Here is a 23,587-nt window from a genome sequence, read left to right as displayed (position 1 = left end):
GACCTATTACGATACGCCAGCCAAAGTAAAAAGTATCAAACTGTTGCAGGATATTTATGAGTAACATCAACCACCTGATGAACGACATGTATCTTTTCCGGCGAAATATATAACCAATTAGTCGCAACTCAACCCGAGACTAGCTATAAGTGGTTTTAGTGCATTTAAAGCCACTCTTATAAGTGGCTACTTACCAAGACTCAGCAAATGTAATGATTAGCGTAGCTATTTTTCATCAACGTTTAAAATAGCCAGTATCAATACAAAAAAACATAACACTAAATTAAACAACGGAATTTGTAGATTACTTGGCATCATATAAATAAGACTCACTGCAGGTATCCAGATAATCCAAGTAGTCACAATTGTAGTAGGAATTTGCACCTTAATGAGGTCATTAAAATGCATTTTGGTTTGCTGCCAATTAAACTGCTGATCTTTCCATAAAAAAGCTAAAGCAATAAATGGTGAAGTGACAAAGACAGAAAACACAAATTGATCAAACACGGTTTTTTTGAATATAGTTAGCCAGTCTGTGCCTTCTCCAAATAACAGAATTTGCAAGCCATAAAATCCATTTATCAAGCCACCTAACGCTGCCCATATAATGATATAAAAAAGTAATTGCGTAACTGCTAAAAATTTAATTTTGCCACTAAGAAATAGATACAAAAATGGCAACAAGCCGCCGAATATGGAAGTGGAAATAATAGCATACAAAGCACCATATTCTGTTTTTAAGTCAGCAAAAAACTGAAAGGTTTGCTGGGATGCAGGCCAATAGAAGTAGCTTAACCCGATCGTTAAAGCGAACAGCTGCAAACATAGACCAGGTAGTAAATTAGCGCCTATTGCAGCTTTAATATTACTGACTAGTCGAGCAGCATTAGACGGCTTAGATATCATTTAACTTTACTCTGAAAGAACATTTCAACCACACATGTCCACCCATCATCGCACAACTTGAGGTCAACACAGCACCCCAGAGCCAGTCTTTAATCGTAATAGACAGAGGCCAATTTACCACTAGTGCATAGTTGGTTAAGTTGTAAGTGCCATAAGCCGCTGCACCTAAAACAAAACCTCGCCATAAAAAGTAAAATCTAGACTGTGTGGGCAGTTGAACGTTAATTGCTAAAATCAAAATCGCCAATGGGTACAATAGATAAAATGCAACCCAAGGCCATATGATGACCTGTTCTCGCATAAAATGTCCCATTGCCTGTTGATAACCGTCCTTTGCAACCAAACCTAACCAAATGCCATCAAGGATAAGCAGGCTGAGTAACAGTGTTGCGTAAGTTATGATATTCGTTTTCATTTTGCTCCTGAGGCGTTTATGAATATAACTTAGTTTATAAGCTAGCTAGCGCTATGTTGGTTTGCTTTTGCATGTATCCATTGATTTTATAGTGGTCGGGGCTCCAGCCTAATAAAAATCGATAAAAGTCAGCCCAGACTAAAGGATACAAGCGGCGCCACTGATGCTGTATCAACGCAATATCCCACTTTAACTGATAATGACAAAATGCTTGTTTGAGCTGTGAAAAATACTCGTCTAATAAGCTTTGTTCATATTTAAATAAATCATCTTGACTAAGACAAGCCCCTAAAAAATAAGCAAGGTCTTTTACACCTACTCCTTGACCCACATACTGGAAATCCACTGCGGCTATTCTGTTAGCGCTATTGTTATCAGAAAAACAGAAGTTAGCCAACTTCGCATCACCGTGAACCAGGGTTTGAAAACACGCATTATTCAATGCGCTGTCTATAGCTTGAGCAGCATCTTTGAGTTTACCTGCCTGCATCACCTTAAGCTCATCTTGGCGCGTAGCCAGATACCAATAGGTGCCAACAGGCCAAAGGTCAGAACTGGGTTGTTGTAAAAACCTAGCATGAAAATAGGCTAACCATTTAATGCCTAGCTTCACGTCAGCGATGCTGGCTTGGTCTTTACGCAGCGAAAATCCAGCGTGATCTAAATCTTGCAATACTAATATCTGTTGTTGGTTTTCTGAAAACTCAGCCAATAGTTTAGGCACCACACAATTATCATCACATAAGGATGCATAATATCGGTAAAAATTGGTTTCAACTTGATAGGAATGTAATTTACGTTGATGGCTGGTTTGCGTATTCCATCCTCTAGGATGAACTTGCTCGATGGGTGGTGAAATGTGTTTAACAATAAAAGTAGTGTGGAGTCTTGGACTTACATACCGCGAAATATCCCCGTAGCCACTCCAAAGAGATTGCACGGTTTGTAGTTTATATAATGAGTTGTCCGCAAAATTCTGTTTAAGCAGGGCTAAAACATTGATAACTGGCATCCGTTGTGTGTGTAAGATTGACTGACTGTCAATATGTTACCCCAAACAGAAAACGCGAAGAAGAATAAATAGATAAAACGGCTCTGAAGCGTGGTTTTATCTATTCTTAATATCTATCTATCGCAATGAGGCGGTTCGTGGCTGTTAAATTCTTGTTCTGTCAAGACACCGTCTCCGTCTGTATCAATATGACCAAAAATAGTGACTTAATCATCGTTTGGCACGTCACTTTGCGCAAACTTTTCGAATGTGACAGAACCATATTGGTCCAAATCTAATAACGAAAATTGTGGGCGTTTATGTTCTGGCTTATCCTTTGACACGCGATCTTGAGCATGAGCAGATAGACTTATAGTGGTACCAATCAAACAACAAATTGTCAATAACGTTACCGATATATTCGTTTTTACACTGTTAACAAAATTTGTAATATGTCCTACATGTTGATTTAAATTCAAGCAAGGCTTACCAAAAATCAATCAAACAGTGTGCAAGAAACTAGCAAGCAGTGTGCAAAAAACGTGCAGAAAAAATAAAGGAGAGGTGAAAACGCCATATCAGGCATGGCGCTCAAGATATTATTGTTAACTTGAGCGCGCGGGTTAATACTAGGAAGACTAGGTCAGATCCATACCCTGAATAATTTCATGGGCAATTTCAGGGGTAGTAACACTGGGTTTTTCATGCAAATCACCTTTTAACTGTCCTTTACGATGTTTAAGTGCTGCATCTAATTTTTTACCTGCTTGGGATATAGCTGGGTACATCACATCACCTTTGCCTTTTACCGCAATACTGGTTCCTTCATATTTAGTGGCAACTTCGGCACTAAATTCACCGTGCTCTTTAGTTACGATGATATCTAATGCGATTAAGGTAGGAAAATGGCTAGCTATTTTAGAGAACTTTTGATGAATATCTTCTTTAACTGACTCTGAGATTTCACAATGATGACCTGAAACATTTATTTTCATAGATTTTCCTCTTTGCTCTGATTACATTTTTATTGTCGAGGGCGCATTGCTCCCTCATACATCGCCGAAACTGAAATCGTCTGTTTTCTCCAACGCGTTAATCGCGTGGCGCCCATCTAGAAGTTTGGTCATTCTAAACACATCAAGCGAACAAATATTCCAGCCTCAAGGGTTTTCCTCAAAACATCCCCATGCTGTGTCAAGCCAGTTTATTTGGGTACCCAAAAAGTACTGTTTTAATCTTGCCTGAGAACGTTTTGATGAAAATCTCACCGTAATATGTAAGAACAACGTCTACTATAGAGCTTGGGATAAGATGAGCAAAAAACAAGTAAAAATCAATATAAAAAATCATACTGTTTGATATTTGTTGTTTAGATAGATGTCTGTGTTAAATTTGTTTCAATATTTTTGAGACCATTATTGGATAAAATTAGATGACCTTGTACCAAGGCAATACCCGCAAGATGAGTGTGAGTACTGACTCAAACAATGTAGCTCAATATTCTCTGCCTATTGGCGTTAACGAAATTAATATGAATGCGCTGATAGGCCAATCACTAAAGGTTGTATATGGCGGCGAGATACATTGCGTGCATTGTGCGACAAAAACAAAAAAAGCTTTAATCAGGGATACTGCTATCGTTGCCTAATGAAATTGGCACAGTGTGATACCTGTATTATTAAACCAGAACTGTGTCACTACGAAAAAGGGACCTGCCGCGAGCCCGCTTGGGGTGAAGCTAACTGCTTATCAGACCATTTTGTTTATTTAGCCAATACCGGCACGGTAAAAGTTGGGATTACTCGTCATGTTACTGACGGAGTGTCTAGTCGCTGGATAGATCAAGGCGCCACCCAAGCCATTGCTATCATGCGTGTACAAAACAGGCTAACCAGTGGCTTGGTTGAAATGGCATTTAAAGAGCATATTGCAGACAAAACCAATTGGCGTACCATGCTCAAAAGTCAGCCCGAACAAGTTGATTTAGCCGCGCTAAAAGAATCACTACTGGAGCAAGTTGAAGCTGATTTAGACGAAATCATTGAAGAATATGGCTTTCAAGCGATTGATATCACCAATACTCCCGCTATTGATATTTGTTATCCCGTTGAGCAATACCCCGAAAAAGTAAAGTCTATCAACTTAGATAAAGAACTGACATTTGAAGGCACCCTATTGGGTATTAAAGGCCAATATCTGATGTTAGACGGCGACCGAGTGATCAATATGCGTAAATATTCTGGCTATAATTTGCAGGTAGAAACAGCTTAGCTGTTTTACAAGATAACCTGAGCTCTGGATAGATAACCGCTCCAAACATCTATACCTAGTGCGTGCCCCACTTATTTTAGTCTGTGCGCAACTAGGATTACTGGGTTTAGCTAAGTATTCTAGTTATTTTGCAGCAGCATTATTTTTTGAACCTTTAGCGATTTCTTCATCTAGCATTTCAATCAACCTAGCGCGGTCAAACTGGTGAACTTGGCCATCATTAAGTTCTAACAGCTTACTAATTTGGCGACGCACTGTGGCATCAGCTTGACCAACAGTCGCGGTAACCATATATCGATTTTTTGGCATGTCACTTTGCATAATATCCAATGCAGCCATCGCAACATCAATAGGGTCTGGACCTTTTTCTACCTGAGTTAGCCTAACTACCAAGCCATCACGCTCTTTTTTGTATTGACTATCATCCGTCCAATAATGAGTATCACTCATCAATTTGTTAGCGGCGTTGCCGATATTGGATGCATAATTTCCAGGTTCAATCACATGCACACTCACCCCAAAACGAGTCATTTCTGAAGATAAAGCATCAGTGTAGGCTTCGATAGCATGTTTACTCATACTATAAGCGCCATACATTGAGCTAGATAGAATACCTGCAATCGAACCGGTGGTGGCAATACGGCCTTTACTTTCAATGATCATTGGTGCAAATGCTTGAGTGACACGAAAAGGCCCAAATACGTTTACATCTAACTGATATTGCAGTTGCTCGACAGGTAATTCCAACAGAGGTCCAAAGACAGCCACGCCAGCATTGTTAATCAAACCATACAGACCACGACCTTGGTCATTGACAAACTTTACAGCAGCGTCAACCTCTTGTTGATTACGTACATCAAATTGAACAGCAGTGACGTTGTCCATCGCATTCATTGCTTTCATTTCGTCTTTATGTAAAACACCAGCGTAAACAAAGAAGCCATTTTTACTCAATTCTTGGGTCATTTTTAAACCAAGCCCAGAGCTAGAGCCTGTCACCAACACTGCTTTTCGATGAGAATTTGCGCCGCCGTGATGAGCGCTGTAGGCATTAAAACTAATGAATAAAGTAAAGTTAAGTAAGATAATGCCAAGTCGTCTCATGGAGATCCCTTTTGTGATTAATATTTAGGATGGATTATGCGACCCATTTAGCCGTAATCAAACTTACTATATGGCAATGAATGGCTTTGCAATATTTACATCTACTATTGACAAACATTAGCAATAGCTATTTTAGGCTTATGGCCAGTACCTAAATCAACGGCGCATTGAATCTCTCTTTACGCGGTAAATAGTAGTTTTCAGGATCAAGAGATACCAAAACGTTATTCGCCTTACCTTGAATTTCAATTGCAGGTACAAACCCATAATATCGAGAGTCAGCACTCTTGTTTCTGGTGTCACCCAAAACCAAATAATGCCCTTGAGGCACAATCACTTCAGAAAAATTATCTCGCGCCTTAGCCACAGGCATAAACTGTACAAAATGCGCAACATCGCCTAGATACTCGGTTTTATGAAGTTCATTATCACTGTCCTCGTAGAGAACTTGCTCACCATTGATACTCAGTTTGTTATCAAGCATAGCTACCTTATCATCAGGCTCCCCAATCAACCTTTTAACCAACCTATTATCGGCTTTCTCAGAATTAAACACCACTATGTCACCTCGTTTAGGCTGACCAGTTTGCATAATTTCGATATCAGTAAAGGGCAATTCTAAGCGGTAAGCCATTTTATCCACAAAAATCCGGTCACCTTCCACAATAGTCGGCAGCATAGACCCAGTAGGTACCACATACCAATCAGCGAAACTGCTACGTGAAGCAAATAACACCAAAGTAAAAAGCAAAATGCCCCAGTTTTCTTTTACTAATTTATTAAATAAAATTTTGATATTCATAGTTTAATTATCTGGCAGAGTTGTGGGGGATGAGACCGAGAAATCAGATGAAAGTTTATGAGCAGTTTGCAACCTTTGTGTCTAAATTTTCAACAATATAGAAGTGCTGATTAACTGTAATTGCTTGCAACTGATTTGACAGCTCAAAATATCTGAGCACAATCATAACTGAGGGAAGATCATAGTGACTGTTTCAAATTAGAAGATTGCAGACGGTCGATGAAATTGACTATATGACTCCTCAGAGCAAAATATAGTCTTTCAACCTTAATCATCTACACTTAGATTGTTTAGGTTATGTGCTCGTTGCATACGAATATTGAGCGATATTCATATGATGATTTCTGCTTTTCTTTCGATGCAACGGCTTACTTTACTCATAACGAACACTCAGGGCTCGCCATTAAACGCTGTCTATATTTCTTTCGCAGAGTAAAGAATACATAACAAAGTTCCACTCTTGGAGATTTGTTATGTATGATTCAAAAAGTAAATTCTCAATTTTTGTCGGTTTAGAATGGGCTAATATAAAACATGATGTTTGTGTCCAGATTGGTGATAGTGACAAGCGCAGTTTTAAAGTTATTTCACACACACCTGAATCTATAGATACTTGGTTGAATGAGCTGCATAAAACCGCGAAAGGTAACATTGCCGTTGCTGTAGAGCTGACCAAAGGCCCTACTGTATATGCGTTGCAGAAATACAAATACAAAATCAATTTAACTTACGCCCTTGGCCAACTTAAAGATAATGTAACCTGAATCCTGTTCAAGAAACTAAACCAAATGCCTGTTCCAAGATCCGAACTTTCGACTAAAAGAGATGAATCTAAAAAGGAACAGGCATGAGTAAATTAGTTGAGTTGTTTTGTGATGTCGATGATTTTTGCAAAGTATTTATCCCTCAATGGTGTAAACAACTGCTTGAAGACGGTACGCGAAAACGTCAAAGAGAAGGGCAAATGACCACCAGTGAAATTATGACGATTGTCGTCAGTTTTCATATGTCACATTACCGTGATTTCAAAAACTACTCTCTTGGGTATGTATCTCTTGTGTACAAAAATGCGTTTCCAAATTTATTGAATTACACACGATTTCTAGCGGTCATGCCTAGAGTTATCTTGCCCATGTGTGCCTACTTCACATCACTTAAAGGAAAGCCCTCAGGACATGAATTCATTGACTCTAAAAGCATCAAGGTGTGTCATAACATCCGAATACCTAGACATAAAACCTTCGACGGTATCGCTCAACGAGGTAAAGGTACTATGGGTTGGTTTTATGGTTTTAAGCTCCACTTAGTCGTCAATCATCACGGTGAAATTGTTGCTGCGAAAGTCACAACCGGCAATGTGCATGACACTCAACCCATACGTGAATTAGCAGAAGGTTTGACTAATAAATTGTATGGAGACAAAGGCTATTTGAGTAAAGCTTTGGAAGCGGATTTATTAGACAAAGGTGTAAGTCTCATCACAACAGTTCGCAAAAATATGAAAGCAAAAGCTATATCGTTGTGGGATAGGGCCATGCTTTCAAGGCGCTATATAGTTGAAACAATAAACGACCAACTTAAGAATATTTCTTATATCGAACACTCAAGGCATCGGAGTATGAACGGCTTTATGCTGAATTTACTCGCGGGATTGGTCGCTTATTGTTTAAAAGAAAATAAGCCAAGCCGTAATTTAACTGACGTAGAGCTGAACTCTATGATTATTGCTTAAGCAGATCTCAGGTAATGTAGTGAGGTTGTTAATGTGCATTTCGAATGATGGATTAAGTCGGCTAATGATTGAAAAAACATCTCAAGTAACCAATGCATATAGGCCAGATAGAAAATTCGATCGGCCACACGTCAAGATGAGTGTAGATAAATACTCTATCGCCTATAAAGGTTTGTGCTAAATGCTTAAGTTAATGGTATTGGTTCCGACAAAGCAGACATTAGCACTTAGAATTATATTGGTGCATTTTGCTACTAAAACCCATAATTACAAATAGCAGATAGCCGACACTCAATAAGAGTGACTAACGCTGGGGTCACCCCCTGTTGGTATTTCATCTGACATCCATTGGACTGATTGCTGCGGATTGATGCGTATCAAAACCTGGGGTAAAGTTACAGGGTTGTTACATCATCATGCCCCCTTGCACTCGATGCTAAGAGGGGCTCTTTACCATACAACGGGGTATTAGCCACTCAATAGCGACCTTCTTGGGCGGCCTTAAATAAACTTAAAAATGGTATTGCAGGCCAACAGTCACATTATTGACTTTATTCAGCGCTAACTGATAACGGGCCACTTTTAGGGTGACGTGCATCCGCTCATTTAGTTCATAAGCCAGGTTAGCCTGATAAAACACATCCACGCCTTGCTCCTCACCCCTGATAGTGCCACTTTGTAATTGACTGCTGTCATCAAGGGACCAGGCGAGTAAGCCCACGCCCACCGCTGCAGTCACCCTGTCGTTTGACCACAGGGTGTATTGGGTTTCTACGCTCACACCATCGACTAATTTAGGCGCGGTATTCAGTAAAGATTGCTCAAAGCTGTCACGGTTGAGGGTAGTACCGCTTATCTCGGCCCCGGCTTCCCCTAAGTTGGTGTAACTAATGATGAAACTAAAGCGCTGGTAGTGAAAGCCTCCCCCTATCGTGTAACTGCTGCCCTGGTTGTCAATACTGATGTCCTCAATTTTATTGTTACTGGGTATGAGCAGAGTATCAATCACCTTACTGTGTCCGGCATTGACGGTGATAAACCAATGGATTTCATCCCCTACATCGCTAGCACTATTTGCTATCAATGGGGTGTCGGTCGTCACGCTTCTATCACTATTATCTGTGGCATCAGGGGTGTCACCCGTACTCATGACACCCGGCGCGTTGACCGTTACTGTTACTTCTGTCACCAATACTTCACCAGTTGCACGGATACCGGTTATATCGCCCGCTGGCTCGTCGGTGTCCGCGATAAGCCCACCCTCTGGCGATGCGGTGGGGATTGGCCCGGCGACAACCACTATGGGCTCTGGGGTTGCAGGCTCGGTGATATCTATGACGGTATCGGTCACAGGCCCACTCGCTGCCTCTGCTTGCGGCTCTGTCACCGTTTCTGGGCCAAGTTCATCCGCTAGCATCCTAAGCACGTGGTCACCATCGCTCACGCTCGGCGCTGTCAATGTTGGCGTTTTCTCGGTATTCAAGGGTAACGTCGTCGTCACTAAAGTGCTCTGGGGTACTGGTAACCCCGCACTCGTGCTCACCTCATCATCCTGAGGCAGGGCGACTAAGGTGTTCGTATCAACAAGGGCGGGTACTTCTGCTGAGCCTGTGTCCAAAGACGCGTCTTGTGCTTCCACAACTACATAGTCATCTGGCGAAGTGCAAGCCGTTAAGGTTATGCACAGCATCAACGCCATGGCTGTGGTTAATTGACCTGTAGCCTGTTGGCTAGCGCGGCGTAATCGGAGTAATCGTAACAGCAACAGCCCGGCTAGCCCGATAAGCATTAACCCCATACTGCCCCCTTTTGTGGTGTTGGTCACTGTCACTATTTTATAAGCCCTGACTGTCACGCTCACCTGCGCGCTGGCTTGATTATCATTGCCATCATCAATAGTGTAATCAATGATATCAATACCATCAAACCCCACTAGTGGTGTGTAAAGCAGGGTATTTTCTGTGGTAATAGTGACCGTGCCCTTCTGTGTACTGGCACGATGGATGGTTAAAGTATCACCCTCTTCGTCACTGTCGTTAGCCAATACGTCAATAGTAATGCTACTGTAATCGTCTGTCATTGCCGTGTCGTTAGTCGCAATAGGGATGGTATTGCTGACCACACTCACAACTGTCACCGTCACCTTGGCAAACCCTGTACCGCCATAGTTATCACTAATGGCATAAATAATGGTTGCCACCCCAGCGAAGTCAGCCGCGGGGGTGTAATGGAGTTGCTCGTTAATGATAAGCACTTCACCAAAGTCAACTGCTGCGCTGATAATGGTTAAGGTATCACCTTGTGCATCGCTGTCATTGGCCAGCACATCAAGGGTGACATCGGTATTCCACAACAGCTCAACAAGCTCAGGCTGTGCAATGGGTGGGCTATTCTCACTTATCACGACCCCGACACCACTGGGGTCAACAATCGTCCCATTGGCTAAGCCATCATCATCATTCGGACCGCCATCTTCTATCAACAGTTGAACACACCAATGACCTAAGGTTAATCCTGGGGTCCAACTCTCATGGTTTGTCGGTGGGCAATAACCCAGTTCGCCCTCACTGGAGGCGACACTATTTTTGTCGTCAAGGGTAAAGTTAACCCAGGTATTGGCCGTGCTGTACTTACGATAAAGGGCATTATTTCCAATAGGAATATACTGCGGAAGCACAACACCCGCACTTTGACCAGGAATAGGTAACCCATTGACAATAAAGTCATAAATTCCACCTGTATTTCTGGCCTCTAAGTCCCCTGGTAAATCATCAGCCTCAAGCAACAACAAGCCTGCACTGATTATACGCTGAGTGAACAGCCCTTTACGCAAACAAACCCCAGGCTCACTTTCTACCAAGAACTTCTGCTGCTCAGTGACCTCGACTGGCATTACGTTACATGCACTTGCCATGTCAAGGTAGTCAGGAATACCATCTAAGTCACTATCGTTATAGCCTTCTTGGTTATCGGGGAGCAAGTCACCGTCACTGTCTTGGTCGGTTAACGGTATTGATTGAGCCACCACATTAAGGTAGATATCCGTTTGTGTGCTCTGCACTGGGCTACCATCGTCACTGACGGTTAAGGTCAGTTTCGTTACCCTCGCCTCTAGGCCAGTTGGTGTAAAAGTAAAGCGGGTTTGGTCGCTGCTACTGTTTATTAGGGTGCCGTTATCACTTGACCATTGGTAGCTGTGGGTATCTTGACTGTTAGCATCTGTGACTTGGATTTGGATAACCACTTCATCTTCATTAGCGATAAGGGTTAAGCGTTGCTCATTTGCCTGAGTCACCGAGTAAGTCACATCAGGTGCGAGGTTTTGCTCAGCAATCGTTAAAGTGAACACCGACTTTGCGCCAATATTTTGCGACTCATCCAAGGTAATGGTTAAGGTTTCTTCGTCTTCGTCTAGCCCATCACTAAAGACAGAGAATGCTATCGCCCCTTCAATGCCTTGTTCTATAATAAGCACGCCAGAGGTTAAATCATGGTCGAAAGCGTCGGCGCTACCGCCCACGGTATAGCCAATAATAACCGGGTATACCGGCGCGGGGCCGTTTAAGTAGACCGACACACTATATTGCCCGCCCTCAACGGCTTGCTTATCTTGACTAAGTGAAATCAACGGGTAAACCGCCACCTGTTGACGGGCTAAGGTCTCTATGCCCGCATTATTTTCTGCTTGCCAATACACTAAGTGATTACCGGGTGCGAATCGAGAGACGTCGTCAACTAAAGATACCGCCACGATATTGTTGTTGTTGTCCCGGGCGACAGGTGGGTCTAATACAATTTTAGTGAACAGCTCATGGGCTTGATATTGCACATCGTTCACTGATATAACAATCGGCAAAGGCTCATTAGCTGTGCTATCAATAGTGAGACGGATAAGTCCTCGGGCCACACTGTTGTTTGAACCTGTGCCATCGTCAATAGTGTAAGTCAATTCAATAGTTTCTTGTAAGGCGCCGCTCAGTTGATAGACCAACTGGCCCTCATCAATACTGAGGTTACCAATAGTCGTGCTAGCACGGGTAATCGTTAAGCTGTCACCATCAATGTCACTGTCGTTTGCTAAGGCGTCAATCACATAACTGCCTTCATCATTAAAAATAAGGGTGAGCGCATCCTCTTCGGCGACGGGGCTGTCGTTAACGGGCCTAACCACAATATTAACTTGTGCAATATTAGAGGTTTTTACGCCATCGCTGGCCTGATAGCTAAAACTGTCGTTGCCGTGATAGTCAGCATTACCTTGATAAAACCACAAGCCTTCGCCACTGCTGGGCAAGGTTAGGGTGCCATTGCTCGGTTCGGTGACAATGACATAATTAAGCGTATCGCCCTGTGCATCAGTGGCCATTAACAGCACCGCTATTTCGATGTCTTCTGCCACGTCAACATTAATCTCTTGTGCCACAGGGGCCGTATTATTAGCCGCTGCATTAACCGCAGTAATCACGGTTTGTATTTCAGCCGCTGTCGGCTTGGCTCTGTCAACATATGTACCCGCAAGCAATGCCGCCAAGTAATCAACACCGCTCACCGCGCCAGTCACACCATTAATGGCGTTAAGCTGTGCTGCAGTCGCAAAAACCCTATCGGTGTTACCATTAATATCGTCTACTGCCGCGACCAAACCAGCATCACTTGCGCCATTAGCGGCGGCAATAGCTGCTTGCTCGGTATTAACCGCATCAATCAATGCTTGTATTTCAATTAAAGTATCAAGTTCACCCGCATTAGCAACTAAGGCTATCGCTGTTTTATAGGCTTCAAGGTTGTTAGTTGTATCGACACCCGTCAGACCAATAATCGCATTGAGCACACTCTCGGTGACAGTAGATGTATCACCTGAAGTGGTCGCAGTTGATACTGTTATGATAGCTGTCGTACTGGCATAGTTCGAGGCCAAAGTGAACACGTTTGATGTTATATTAGCATTACTGCTAGAAGATGCAGTGTAGGTATTAGCTAAGACAGATATCGTGCTAACACCGTCTGCAGCGGAAGTAAAGGTTGCGCTATAAACCGAGCCGGCACCTGAAAATCCGCTTAACGTACCATTGGTGACAGTAATATCATCATTTATAAAGTCGGCCGTTGAATCAGTGGATGTAAAGGTCAAGCTGATACTTTGTTCGCTGGTCGACGAAGGGCTAACCAATGCATTACTGCTCATATCCACTGCAGTAATGGTTATATAGGGTTGGTTAGTGATGATCAGGGTATAAGTATCACTGATTGCTTGGTAGTCAGTATCGGCTGCGCGGCTGGCGGTAATGACTGCACTACCAGCACCAACAATGGACACTCCACCACTACCATCAACAGTGGCAACGGCCAAAGTAGATGAGCTGTAGGTTACCGTACCTGTGCCCGAGCCACCAGTGGCTGCCTGAGTAAAGGTATCTCCAGCAACGAAGACGCGCGTATCATCAGCGCCCGCATTTAAGGTATCAGTCGCTTGAGTAACCGTTACGGTATAATTAACACTGATTGCTTGGTAGTTAGTATCGGCTGCACGGCTGGCGGTAATGTCTGCACTACCAGCACCAACAATGGACACTCCACCACTACCATCAACAGTGGCAACGGCCAAAGTAGATGAGCTGTAGGTTACCGTACCTGTGCCCGAGCCACCAGTGGCTGCCTGAGTAAAGGTATCTCCAGCAACGAAGACGCGCGTATCATCAGCGCCCGCATTTAAGGTATCAGTCGCTTCAGTAATATCTGCCGATAACACTGGCTGAATTAAGGTGTAGTTACTCGCATCCGCCCCCGTTAATGTATAGCCAGTGGTAGTCACGACAATACCAGTGCCAACATTAGCACCTGCAAAGGCGTAGCTCGGTGTACCGGTCAAGGCGACGGTATTAACAGAACCAGAGGCGACACCACTTAGTGTCACAGTGCCTGAGGCCAATGCTACGGTGTTGCCGTCATAGGCTTTATTGACCGCAGTTAGACCTGAAACGGTCAACTGTCGAATATACGTTAAACTAACATCATTTATTTTAGGGCTAATGCTTGGTGATAATGATCTGAGGGTTGCCCGCCAGCGAACATCATTAGTATCTGTGTCTGGAAAATAAAAGGGAACTGTGGGGCTCACTGAGTGCCATTGAGCACCGCCATTATTGGTAATGAAATAATCAATAGAGGTATTAGGGGTACTAGTTGTGTTAACGTTATCAGTGACCGTTAGCGTCACACCGACAACACCGGTTGTAACACCATTGACTTTTTGGGAATAGACATTGCCGGCATTGGTGTTATAGGATTGGCTTGAATACAGCTTATTGGTTTGCATACTATTACCCGTCACCAGGTCAAGGTCACCATCGCCATCGACATCCCCCAGCGTCACTTCCCTAGTGTCATCGCTGTCACTGTCACTGCCAATAGCTGTGCCAGCGCCCGCAGTAAAACCGCCACTGCCGTCGTTGAGATACAGTTTATTGGTTTGGTATTGGTTCCCCGTTACAAGGTCAAGGTCACCATCGCCATCGATATCCCCCAGCGTCACTGACCTAGTGTAATCACTGTCACTGCCAATAGCTGTGCCAGCAGTGAAACCACCACTGCCGTCGTTGAGGTACAGTTTATTGGTTTGGTCATAATTACCCGTTACCAGGTCAAGGTCACCATCGCCATCGATATCCCCCAGCGTCACTGACCTAGTGTCATTGATATCCCCCAGCGTCACTGACCTAGTGTCATTGATGTCACTGCCAATAGCTGTGCCAGCGCCCGCAGTGAAACCACCACTGCCGTCGTTGAGGTACAGCTTATTGGTTTGTCTACTATTACCCGTCACCAGGTCAAGGTCACCATCGCCATCGATATCCCCCAGCGTCACTGACCTAGTGGTATCACCGACACTGCCAATAGCTGTGCCAGCGCCCGCAGTGAAACCGCCACTGCCATCGTTGAGGTACAGCTTATTGGTTTGAGTAAAATTACCCGTCACCAGGTCAAGGTCACCATCGCCATCGATATCCCCCAGCGTCACTGAATAAGTGTCATCACCGTCACTGCCAATAGCTGTGCCAGCGCCCGCAGTGAAACCGCCACTGCCGTCGTTAAGGTACAGCTTATTGGTTTGGTTCCAATCACCCGTCACCAGGTCAAGGTCACCATCGCCATCGATATCCCCCAGCGTCACTGAATAAGTGCTATCACTGTCACTGCCAATAGCTGTGCCAGCGCCCGCAGTGAAACCGCCACTGCCGTCGTTGAGGTACAGCTTATTGGTTTGATGAAAATTACCCGTCACCAGGTCAAGGTCACCATCGCCATCGATATCCCCCAGCGTCACTGACCTAGTGTCATCACCGTCACTGCCAATAGCTGTGCCAGCGCCCGCAGTGAAACCGCCACTGCCGTCGTTGAGGTACAGTTTATTGGTTTGGTTATAATCACCCGTCACCAGGTCAAGGTCACCATCGCCATCGATATCCCCCAGCGTCACTGACCAAGTTTTATCACTGTCATTGCCAATAGCTGTGCCAGCGCCCGCAGTGAAACCGCCACTGCCGTCGTTGAGGTACAGTTTATTGGTTTGGGATTGGTTCCCCGTTACAAGGTCAAGGTCACCATCGCCATCGATATCCCCCAGCGTCACTGACCTAGTGTAATCACTGTCACTGCCAATAGCTGTGCCAGCAGTGAAACCACCACTGCCGTCGTTGAGGTACAGTTTATTGGTTTGGTCATAATTACCCGTCACTAGGTCAAGGTCACCATCGCCATCGATATCCCCCAGCGTCACTGACCTAGTGTCATTGATGTCACTGCCAATAGCTGTGCCAGCGCCCGCAGTGAAACCACCACTGCCGTCGTTGAGGTACAGTTTATTGGTTTGATTAAAATTACCCGTCACTAGGTCAAGGTCACCATCGCCATCGATATCCCCCAGCGTCACTGACCAAGTGTAATCACTGTCATTGCCAATAGCTGTGCCAGCGCCCGCAGTGAAACCACCACTGCCGTCGTTGAGGTACAGCTTATTGGTTTGAGTAAAATTACCCGTTACCAGGTCAAGGTCACCATCGCCATCGATATCCCCCAGCGTCACTGACCTAGTGTAATCACTGTCACTGTCACTGCCAATATCTGTGCCAGCGCCCGCAGTGAAACCGCCACTGCCATCGTTAAGATACAGCTTATTGGTTTGATTACTATTACCCGTCACCAGGTCAAGGTCACCATCGCCATCGATATCCCCCAGCGTCACTGACCAAGTTTTATCACTGTCACTGCCAATAGCTGTGCCAGCGCCCGCAGTGAAACCGCCACTGCCGTCGTTGAGGTACAGTTTATTGGTTTGGTCATAATTACCCGTCACTAGGTCAAGGTCACCATCGCCATCGATATCCCCCAGCGTCACTGACCTAGTGTCATTGATGTCACTGCCAATAGCTGTGCCAGCGCCCGCAGTGAAACCGCCACTGCCGTCGTTGAGGTACAGTTTATTGGTTTGATTAAAATTACCCGTCACCAGGTCAAGGTCACCATCGCCATCGATATCCCCCAGCGTCACTGAGAAAGTGTCATCACTGTCACTGCCAATAGCTGTGCCAGCGCCCGCAGTGAAACCGCCACTGCCGTCGTTGAGGTACAGTTTATTGGTTTGGTTTTGGTTCCCCGTTACAAGGTCAAGGTCACCATCGCCATCGATATCCCCCAGCGTCACTGAATAAGTGTAATCACTGTCACCGTCACTGCCAATTTCTGTGCCAGCAGTGAAACCACCACTGCCGTCGTTGAGGTACAGCTTATTGGTTTGGTTATAATTACCCGTCACCAGGTCAAGGTCACCATCGCCATCGATATCCCCCAGCGTCACTGACGTAGTTTTATCACTGTCAATAGCTATGTCAGGGCGCACAGTGAAACCACCACTGCCGTCGTTGAGGTACAGCTTACTGGTTTGGTTCCAATTACCCGTCACCAGGTCAAGGTCACCATCGCCATCGACATCCCCCAGCGTCACTTCCCTAGTGTCATCGCTGTAACTGTCACTGCCAATAGCTATGCCAGGGCGCACAGTGAAACCGCCACTGCCGTCGTTGAGGTACAGTTTATTGGTTTGGTATTGGTTCCCCGTTACAAGGTCAAGGTCACCATCGCCATCGATATCCCCCAGCGTCACTGAGAAAGTGTCATCACTGTCACTGCCAATAGCTGTGCCAGCAGTGAAACCACCACTGCCGTCGTTGAGGTACAGCTTATTGGTTTGGTTATAATTACCCGTCACCAGGTCAAGGTCACCATCGCCATCGATATCCCCCAGCGTCACTGACGTAGTTTTATCACTGTCACTGCCAATAGCTGTGCCAGCGCCCGCAGTGAAACCGCCACTGCCGTCGTTGAGGTACAGTTTATTGGTTTGGCTATCATTACCCGTTACCAGGTCAAGGTCACCATCGCCATCGATATCCCCCAGCGTCACTGACAATGTGTAATTACTGTCACTGCCAATAGCTGTGCCAGCTGTGGAGCTATCAGGGAATCGATGTTGCTGTGATTTCGCCCAGGCTAAATACACCGATTGCTCCTCAGTGGACAAGTTGGCCGTGGTTTTGTCGCTATCAATAAAGTCGACAGTTGAGAAGTCATCAGTAAAATCAGTCGCCGTCACTGGTGCAGAAGCAAATAGAGCGAGGCACAGATAAAAACTGCAACCAAGGCGCCGGTAAAGGCTTTTACTTATCGTCGCACCCTTTGTTGCCCGGGCATTTTCAATAGAAGCACTTTGAATAAACTTATTTATTACAGATTGAAACATAACTCATTAACTCCCATTGATTAGATACAACAACCGAGCTGATTGATAAGCTGATTTTCTTTTATATCTTTCTAGTTAAAGTACCACCGGCAGAGCCGGGGAGGGGATACCTTGCATTAATTACACTCCACCTAGTGGTAAAAGTGATTATTATTGCCATTTACTGCATTTTTTTATGGACATTTATTAGCGACGTTTTTCATTTAACCAGACTTCTACTACGTAAGTAAACTTTAAGATCTAAAAGTTGATGTTTTATATTTTGATGGGGCTTATTCCGCTTTGCGCACCAATTTGCCATAAAATATAAGGCAGCAAGTGTCCCTAATAGAGGTTAGTCGAATGTCCGCTTTCAGTATTTTCAATTGAACCTGATATTAATCCCCCAATTTTCAGGATGAATATTTTGAATGATTTCATTACCTGACGCAGGTCCGGTTTGTCGGATCACTTGTCGCTAGATGAGCCAAGGCTAACGTCTGCTTTCGTATCCTAACTGACTGAAATTTAGATGAGTATTAGTCATCATTTTTGATCGCTTTAGGTCGTTAGCTCCCCTTTTGGGCTGCGAACTAGACTGACAAATTATCGCGAAAATCAGTTTAGCTGAAGTGACTCCGAATGGCGGGTTTTGGCACAAATCGCCAATGGTCAAAATAGCCCTGACTGTCTGCTATATCAGTAAACTTGACGTAGAAACCGCAGATACTGACTGGCGACTGTCAGAATTGGTCAGGTCTTGTTATTGGGAAATGTCGGTTTGAGTGTTAACTAACCTTTTTTAACTTATGTAATATCTGCATGACTCAGCACTATATTATATCTCTTCACCCCCAAATTTATGGGCCAAATCATCTAATTCTGAGCAAGTATAATCAAACCCTTTACCATCAAATTCGTAGGTGATCTTGACGGCATCTGAGTTATGAAACAATTTGGCTTTTACGTCTGCCACTGTCCAATGTTTGAGTTCGTTTAAAAATCGGTTGGCTAGTTGTGCTCTTTCAAAACGATAACTAATTTCTGATTGCATTACGGAGACCTGTTTGTCGTTGAGAAGCGGATTTTCGAGGATGTGCATTTTGGACATTTTTACAGGTTAGTCAAGCTTATGATAAATAATATAATGCCCGATTAAATTTTTTAGATTCTGCTACTTAGTACTTAAATAACATTCAAAATTGATGTTGTAGTTTTAATATTAGTTGTTGCATTAAACATAACCTAGTCGGCGATACGTCATAACTAGTGCCGACTCAGGTGATTTTACATAATAAATATAATTTATTTTTCTAATGCTGCACGCACTTCATTTAATGCTTCAACAGAAAATCCTCGGTCATAGAAATAGACGATGCTTCCATATTTATCGAGTAACATAACGCGGGCATTGTTAGGGTTTACATTGCCAGTAAAACGCTGCACTTTATCGCCGTCGGCATACACAGTAACCACACCTTTCCATAAATCCTTGGGAATACCTTTACGCATACCGCTGTCGATAAAACCGCTAAACATACGCGGCAGCATTCCTTGAATCGTGGGGATTTCATAAGCTGCGACGTTAGTTTGAGTCATATCTAAACCAATTAACCAACGGTCAATATCGAATTGTGAGTCTTGTTTATAACCAAACAGTAATAAGGTTTCTTGTCCGGCAAAATCTTGCGGGATAACCACTGGCTCGCCTTCCAAACTTTGACCCGTCGCTTCAATCATTTTGTCACCAATCGAAACTTGGCTAGGGTATTCATAATTGGCGCAACTACTTAATATTAGCGCAGTTAACGCGACGCTTAGAAACTGTTGAATGGGGTTCATTTGACTGTCCTCTTGTTTAATGATGCAAAGCATACGGATAAATACAGCGTTAAGTTTAGCTGCTAAGCAAACAATTCGATTGCCTATGCGGATTAAATTTAGAGCTCCAATTAAGAATAGAAACCACCATGGTTAATCAAACAGATCGATTATAATCAGCCACAGCAGAGTCAGTTCGATTGGCGCGCTGTTAGCTTAAAAGAGTACTGACATAATCCAAGGCACCAGTTACCGCAGCAACTTGGGCTTGTATGCAGTTTTCAGCATCTACTTTAGGACTATCTGGGTACACTTCTGTGGTACTTACAAACTGGGCATTGGTTAACCCTGCACATAAACCTAAAGCCTTAGTAGCATAGTTAATGACACCTTTTTGCTGCAAAGTCTCTCCAATTAGCCTTCCACTCTCATCGGCTGGAGCGATGTGGGTGACTTTTTCAACAGACTCAATGATGGCTTTCTGAAATTCATGGCAAGGTTTTAAGGTATCACCCACTGCATAAAATCCATCTGGGATAGCCCATTCCTTATGCTCTACAGCATCTCGTGCGCCCAAGGCCGGTCTAAACTCAGAGTTATCAGTATCTGTGGTTTCATGTAAGTCTATATGCATAAGAAATTCTAAGCCTGAAACCAAATTAATCAAAGCCGCAGACTCTGGTGCGGGGCTATTTATACAGAATGACCGATTAGGATCGACAGCATTTGGGTTCCAACGATTAATAGTTTCGTAAGCCCAAGGGCTGACACAAGGCACTATCAAAAGATTAAACCTATCTTGAAAGTCCTGAGATGCTGTTGCAGCAAAACGTAACGCACCATGCACGCCACTGGTTTCATAACCATGAACACCACCGGTTACCAATACATTGGGTTTCGACGGATCCCAGTTTAAATTTCTCAGTACAAATAACGGAAATGAACCTGATACATAATCCAAATTTGCGTATTCTTTTATATCAAATTGATTTCCTAATGCGTCTAATTGACTCAGCACATCATCAGCATAAGAGCGTTTAACATTTTGCAAAGCCAACCACTGAGTTTTTTCTGCAGAGCCCCATTTCACGCCGGCTTGACCTATTGCATAGGTATCTTTGTTTTCCATAAAACATTTCCTTGATTATTGTCTTGATTATTGTCTTAATTATTTTCTTAATACTATTTAGTAAAGACGATTAGTTGATTTCACATTTGATTAATTCAGTCATCAAAGACCCTACAAGTGCATATTAATAGTTAACCTGAGACTCTATTATTCTATACATCGGTTCTATGGCTTAAAAATCTCCAGTGATGGCAAACAGTTTATCATTCTTTATCGACTGTTGATCCAAACAGGCTTGACTGTAGGAATTGATTTGTTTGTTTGTTTGTTTGTTTGTTTGTTTGTTTGTTTGTTTGTTTGTTTGTAAATAGTCTATATCTCGGTAAAATCCAATTGCAATATTTCTTTGGTTCCAACGCAAACGCTGTTGTTTTCATAGCTTAAATCATTCTTTAATTTTTAAAAGGTCACACCTCATGAATCAATACCGTTTTTTGTGTCTGTTTATGTTCACAAGCCTTATGGCATGTTCTAGTGAAAAAGCACCCACGGAAGAAAAAAAATCACCTGTGATGGTGGTAACGGCAAATCCCCACGCCACTGAGGCAGGATTAGAAGTATTAAGAGCAGGCGGCTCTGCTGTTGATGCAGCTATCGCTATCGAAGCGGTACTTAGCTTAGTCGAACCACAAAGTTCTGGATTAGCCGGTGGTGGATTTATGGTGCACTTTGACGCTTCAGAAAATGCAATCTCTGTATTTGATGGCCGTGAAACGGCACCTGCTGCCGCTACTGCAGATATGTTTTTAGATGCAGACAATAAACCTATGGGTTTTCTTGATGCCAAAAACAGCGGTTTGTCTACTGGTGTACCTGGTATGTTAGCAATGTTGTCACTTGCACATGAAGACCAAGGTTTATTAGAATGGAGTTCACTATTTAAGCGTGCCTCCCAGTTGGCAACAGACGGTTTTAATATTTCCCCACGTTTATATGGCATGTTGGAACGCTATGGCAAATATATTCCAGCAACCCTAGAAGAAGGGCCTACTGAGGCCCATGAGTATTTTTTTGGTGACAATGACCAACCTCATCCTGTGGGTCATTTATTAAAAAACCCAGACTATGCCAACACATTAAAATTGATTGCAGCAGATGTGTCGGCATTTTATAAGGGCCCTATTGCGGCGCAAATTGCTGAGATGGTGCAGCGGCCTCCTCGTGCTGGCAGACTGACAGTAGAAGATATAGCCGCTTACCAAGCGGTCAAACATCACGCTTTATGTCAGCCCTATAAAGATGTTCAGGTTTGTGGCGCTCCCCCGCCGTCTTCATGGGTAGCAGTGGGTATGATTTTAGGTATATTAGAAAACAGCCATGGATTCTCAGAAAAAGGCGCTGAAGACCCGATGAACTGGGCGCTATTTGCTCAAGCCCAGCAACTGGCTTATGCCGACAGAGATCAGTATGTCGCTGATACTAGGCAAGTTGATGTGCCACTTCAGGGCATGTTGCACCCTGACTACCTTGCACAACGTGCAGCACTGATATCTAAAGACTCAGCCATGCCGTCTATTACTGCTGGTGATCCTTGGAAATATAACACCGCTACCACTGCTCAGGTCAATGGAATCGATGCCACTCAAGACGTGCACGGTACGACTCATTTTGTCATTGTTGATGCTCAGGGTGACGTTGTATCGATGACTGCAACAGTTGAAAGTATATTCGGCACTACTCGCATGGTAGGTGGCATGTTTTTAAATAATGAATTAACTGACTTTTCCTTTAGGCACACCGATGATAAAGGTTTACCTATTGCTAATGCAGTAGCGCCAAACAAAAAGCCCCGTTCATCTATGTCACCTACCATTGTGTTAGACAATAACGGTCAATTTTTAATGGCTACCGGCTCACCTGGTGGCAACAATATTATCGCCTACACCGCAAAAACATTAGTGGGTGTATTTGACTGGGGATTAAGCCCACAAGACGCCGTAGATCTGCCAAACTTGGTGGCACGGGGTGAAAAAGTGAGACTAGAAAAGGATGCAGCTCCGGATTCTTTAATTAAAGCCTTGAAAGACTTTGGTCTGAACGTTGATGCATCTCGAGGTGAAAATTCAGGTTTGAGCGTCATTTTACGTAAACCAGATGGCACCTTAGAAGGCGCAGCAGATAAACGTCGAGAAGGAGTGATTGGCACTTTATAAATATAAAAGCCAACTGTTACATGCAGTTGGCTTTTTCTTCACTTCTTATTCACCATTACCTACCAACTTTAGAAGACAAGACAAAGCTTGGTTTGCCTTAGCAGCTGGCACAAATATATGATCATGGTAATAAGCAGCCACCACATTGGCGCTGATTCCTTCGCGGGCCAATGCACAGGACACCGCTGCCGTTAGTCCAACAGCTTCAAGACTAGAATGCACACTTAAGGTAATACGCTGAAATACCCCCTGATAAGGTATGCCTGAGGCATCGGCATGGGTTTTTAACACAATGACCGTTAGCCCTTCTTCCTCATAAAATGTAGCCAGTGGCTGTAACTGAGCAACAGCAATGGGGCTATCTTTATCTAATGAAGCGAACACATACTCTTGCTCGCCCAAAATAGGCTGCATAGAGCCAATCAACTTATCTAAATCTGTCTCACCCGACATTTCGACATCTCTTTTTTTTATCTCGTAAATCACGG

The 23,587-nt window shown here is 43.8% G+C and carries 14 protein-coding genes and 2 pseudogenes; 4 read left to right on the top strand and 12 right to left on the bottom strand.

Going from position 1 to position 23,587, the window contains the following annotated elements; translation table 11 throughout:
• Positions 1-225: 225 nt before the first annotated feature.
• The 5 genes from C427_RS05015 to hpf all read right to left on the bottom strand — a co-directional run bounded on the left by C427_RS05015 (position 226) and on the right by hpf (position 3,307).
• Positions 226-906: a hypothetical protein gene (locus tag C427_RS05015; protein ID WP_007639415.1), complete on the bottom strand. Its 681-nt coding sequence runs from the start codon at positions 904-906 to the stop codon at positions 226-228.
• Positions 896-1,321 carry a DUF2177 family protein gene (locus C427_RS05010; RefSeq protein WP_007639417.1) on the bottom strand — a complete coding sequence of 142 codons (426 nt, stop codon included), beginning with the start codon at positions 1,319-1,321 and terminating at the stop codon, positions 896-898. Before C427_RS05010 ends, C427_RS05015 begins: the two co-directional genes overlap by 11 nt.
• A gap of 34 nt (positions 1,322-1,355) precedes the next feature.
• The gene (locus C427_RS05005) at positions 1,356-2,333 is read right to left on the bottom strand and encodes an oxidoreductase family protein (RefSeq protein ID WP_007639418.1); all 978 of its coding nucleotides are present in this window, start codon (positions 2,331-2,333) and stop codon (positions 1,356-1,358) included.
• A 206-nt stretch (positions 2,334-2,539) separates the two neighbouring features.
• On the bottom strand, positions 2,540-2,791 hold the full coding sequence (locus C427_RS05000; protein ID WP_034899644.1) for a hypothetical protein: 252 nt from the start codon (positions 2,789-2,791) through the stop codon (positions 2,540-2,542).
• Positions 2,792-2,950: 159 nt separating this feature from the next.
• Positions 2,951-3,307 (bottom strand): ribosome hibernation-promoting factor, HPF/YfiA family, encoded by a 357-nt coding sequence (hpf, locus tag C427_RS04995; RefSeq protein ID WP_007639422.1) that lies wholly within the window; start codon positions 3,305-3,307, stop codon positions 2,951-2,953.
• 437 nt (positions 3,308-3,744) lie between these two features.
• On the opposite strand from hpf, the pseudogene C427_RS04990 reads away from it, so the two are divergent.
• A pseudogene (locus C427_RS04990) lies at positions 3,745-4,583 on the top strand (DUF2797 domain-containing protein).
• 123 nt (positions 4,584-4,706) lie between these two features.
• On the opposite strand, the gene C427_RS04985 reads toward C427_RS04990, so the two are convergent.
• Both C427_RS04985 and lepB read right to left on the bottom strand, forming a co-directional pair.
• The gene (locus C427_RS04985; protein ID WP_007639425.1) at positions 4,707-5,687 is read right to left on the bottom strand and encodes an SDR family oxidoreductase; all 981 of its coding nucleotides are present in this window, start codon (positions 5,685-5,687) and stop codon (positions 4,707-4,709) included.
• A gap of 151 nt (positions 5,688-5,838) precedes the next feature.
• The gene (lepB, locus tag C427_RS04980; RefSeq protein ID WP_007639427.1) at positions 5,839-6,489 is read right to left on the bottom strand and encodes a signal peptidase I; all 651 of its coding nucleotides are present in this window, start codon (positions 6,487-6,489) and stop codon (positions 5,839-5,841) included.
• Between the two features lie 473 nt (positions 6,490-6,962).
• On the opposite strand from lepB, the pseudogene C427_RS04975 reads away from it, so the two are divergent.
• A pseudogene (locus C427_RS04975) lies at positions 6,963-7,202 on the top strand (IS110 family transposase); the annotation flags it as partial.
• Positions 7,203-7,336: 134 nt separating this feature from the next.
• Positions 7,337-8,221: an IS982 family transposase gene (locus C427_RS04970; protein WP_015430501.1), complete on the top strand. Its 885-nt coding sequence runs from the start codon at positions 7,337-7,339 to the stop codon at positions 8,219-8,221.
• 511 nt (positions 8,222-8,732) lie between these two features.
• On the opposite strand, the gene C427_RS04965 is transcribed toward C427_RS04970, so the two are convergent.
• The 4 genes from C427_RS04965 to C427_RS04950 form a co-directional block, all read right to left on the bottom strand.
• The gene (locus tag C427_RS04965) at positions 8,733-18,017 is read right to left on the bottom strand and encodes an FG-GAP-like repeat-containing protein (RefSeq protein WP_015430500.1); all 9,285 of its coding nucleotides are present in this window, start codon (positions 18,015-18,017) and stop codon (positions 8,733-8,735) included.
• Positions 18,018-18,834: 817 nt separating this feature from the next.
• Positions 18,835-19,050, bottom strand: coding sequence for a hypothetical protein (locus tag C427_RS04960; RefSeq protein WP_007636977.1), 216 nt, complete (start codon positions 19,048-19,050; stop codon positions 18,835-18,837).
• 251 nt (positions 19,051-19,301) lie between these two features.
• Positions 19,302-19,838: a hypothetical protein gene (locus tag C427_RS04955; RefSeq protein ID WP_007636975.1), complete on the bottom strand. Its 537-nt coding sequence runs from the start codon at positions 19,836-19,838 to the stop codon at positions 19,302-19,304.
• A gap of 190 nt (positions 19,839-20,028) precedes the next feature.
• Positions 20,029-20,946, bottom strand: coding sequence for a M14 family metallopeptidase (locus tag C427_RS04950; RefSeq protein WP_007636973.1), 918 nt, complete (start codon positions 20,944-20,946; stop codon positions 20,029-20,031).
• 416 nt (positions 20,947-21,362) lie between these two features.
• Here C427_RS04950 and ggt point away from each other — a divergent pair, with 416 nt between their 5' ends.
• Positions 21,363-23,099 (top strand): gamma-glutamyltransferase, encoded by a 1,737-nt coding sequence (ggt, locus tag C427_RS04940; protein WP_007636969.1) that lies wholly within the window; start codon positions 21,363-21,365, stop codon positions 23,097-23,099.
• A 45-nt stretch (positions 23,100-23,144) separates the two neighbouring features.
• Here the strand turns inward: ggt and C427_RS04935 are convergent, their stop codons facing one another.
• Positions 23,145-23,552 (bottom strand): ACT domain-containing protein, encoded by a 408-nt coding sequence (locus tag C427_RS04935; RefSeq protein ID WP_007636967.1) that lies wholly within the window; start codon positions 23,550-23,552, stop codon positions 23,145-23,147.
• Between the last annotated feature and the right edge of the window lie 35 nt (positions 23,553-23,587).

Origin of the sequence: Paraglaciecola psychrophila 170 (assembly GCF_000347635.1) — a bacterium.
Lineage (GTDB): Bacteria > Pseudomonadota > Gammaproteobacteria > Enterobacterales > Alteromonadaceae > Paraglaciecola > Paraglaciecola psychrophila.
Note: the sequence above shows the minus strand (reverse complement) of the source record. Positions and strands in the feature narration are given on the sequence as shown.

Excerpts from the sequence above, each read along its gene's own strand:
- C427_RS05015 (WP_007639415.1), bottom strand. The coding sequence starts at position 906 with ATGATATCTAAGCCGTCTAATGCTGCTCGACTAGTCAGTAATATTAAA.
- C427_RS05010 (WP_007639417.1), bottom strand. The coding sequence starts at position 1,321 with ATGAAAACGAATATCATAACTTACGCAACACTGTTACTCAGCCTGCTT.
- C427_RS05005 (WP_007639418.1), bottom strand. The coding sequence starts at position 2,333 with ATGCCAGTTATCAATGTTTTAGCCCTGCTTAAACAGAATTTTGCGGAC.
- hpf (WP_007639422.1), bottom strand. The coding sequence starts at position 3,307 with ATGAAAATAAATGTTTCAGGTCATCATTGTGAAATCTCAGAGTCAGTT.
- C427_RS04985 (WP_007639425.1), bottom strand. The coding sequence starts at position 5,687 with ATGAGACGACTTGGCATTATCTTACTTAACTTTACTTTATTCATTAGT.
- lepB (WP_007639427.1), bottom strand. The coding sequence starts at position 6,489 with ATGAATATCAAAATTTTATTTAATAAATTAGTAAAAGAAAACTGGGGC.
- C427_RS04970 (WP_015430501.1), top strand. The coding sequence starts at position 7,337 with ATGAGTAAATTAGTTGAGTTGTTTTGTGATGTCGATGATTTTTGCAAA.
- C427_RS04965 (WP_015430500.1), bottom strand. The coding sequence starts at position 18,017 with ATGTTTCAATCTGTAATAAATAAGTTTATTCAAAGTGCTTCTATTGAA.
- C427_RS04960 (WP_007636977.1), bottom strand. The coding sequence starts at position 19,050 with ATGCAATCAGAAATTAGTTATCGTTTTGAAAGAGCACAACTAGCCAAC.
- C427_RS04955 (WP_007636975.1), bottom strand. The coding sequence starts at position 19,838 with ATGAACCCCATTCAACAGTTTCTAAGCGTCGCGTTAACTGCGCTAATA.
- C427_RS04950 (WP_007636973.1), bottom strand. The coding sequence starts at position 20,946 with ATGGAAAACAAAGATACCTATGCAATAGGTCAAGCCGGCGTGAAATGG.
- ggt (WP_007636969.1), top strand. The coding sequence starts at position 21,363 with ATGAATCAATACCGTTTTTTGTGTCTGTTTATGTTCACAAGCCTTATG.
- C427_RS04935 (WP_007636967.1), bottom strand. The coding sequence starts at position 23,552 with ATGTCGGGTGAGACAGATTTAGATAAGTTGATTGGCTCTATGCAGCCT.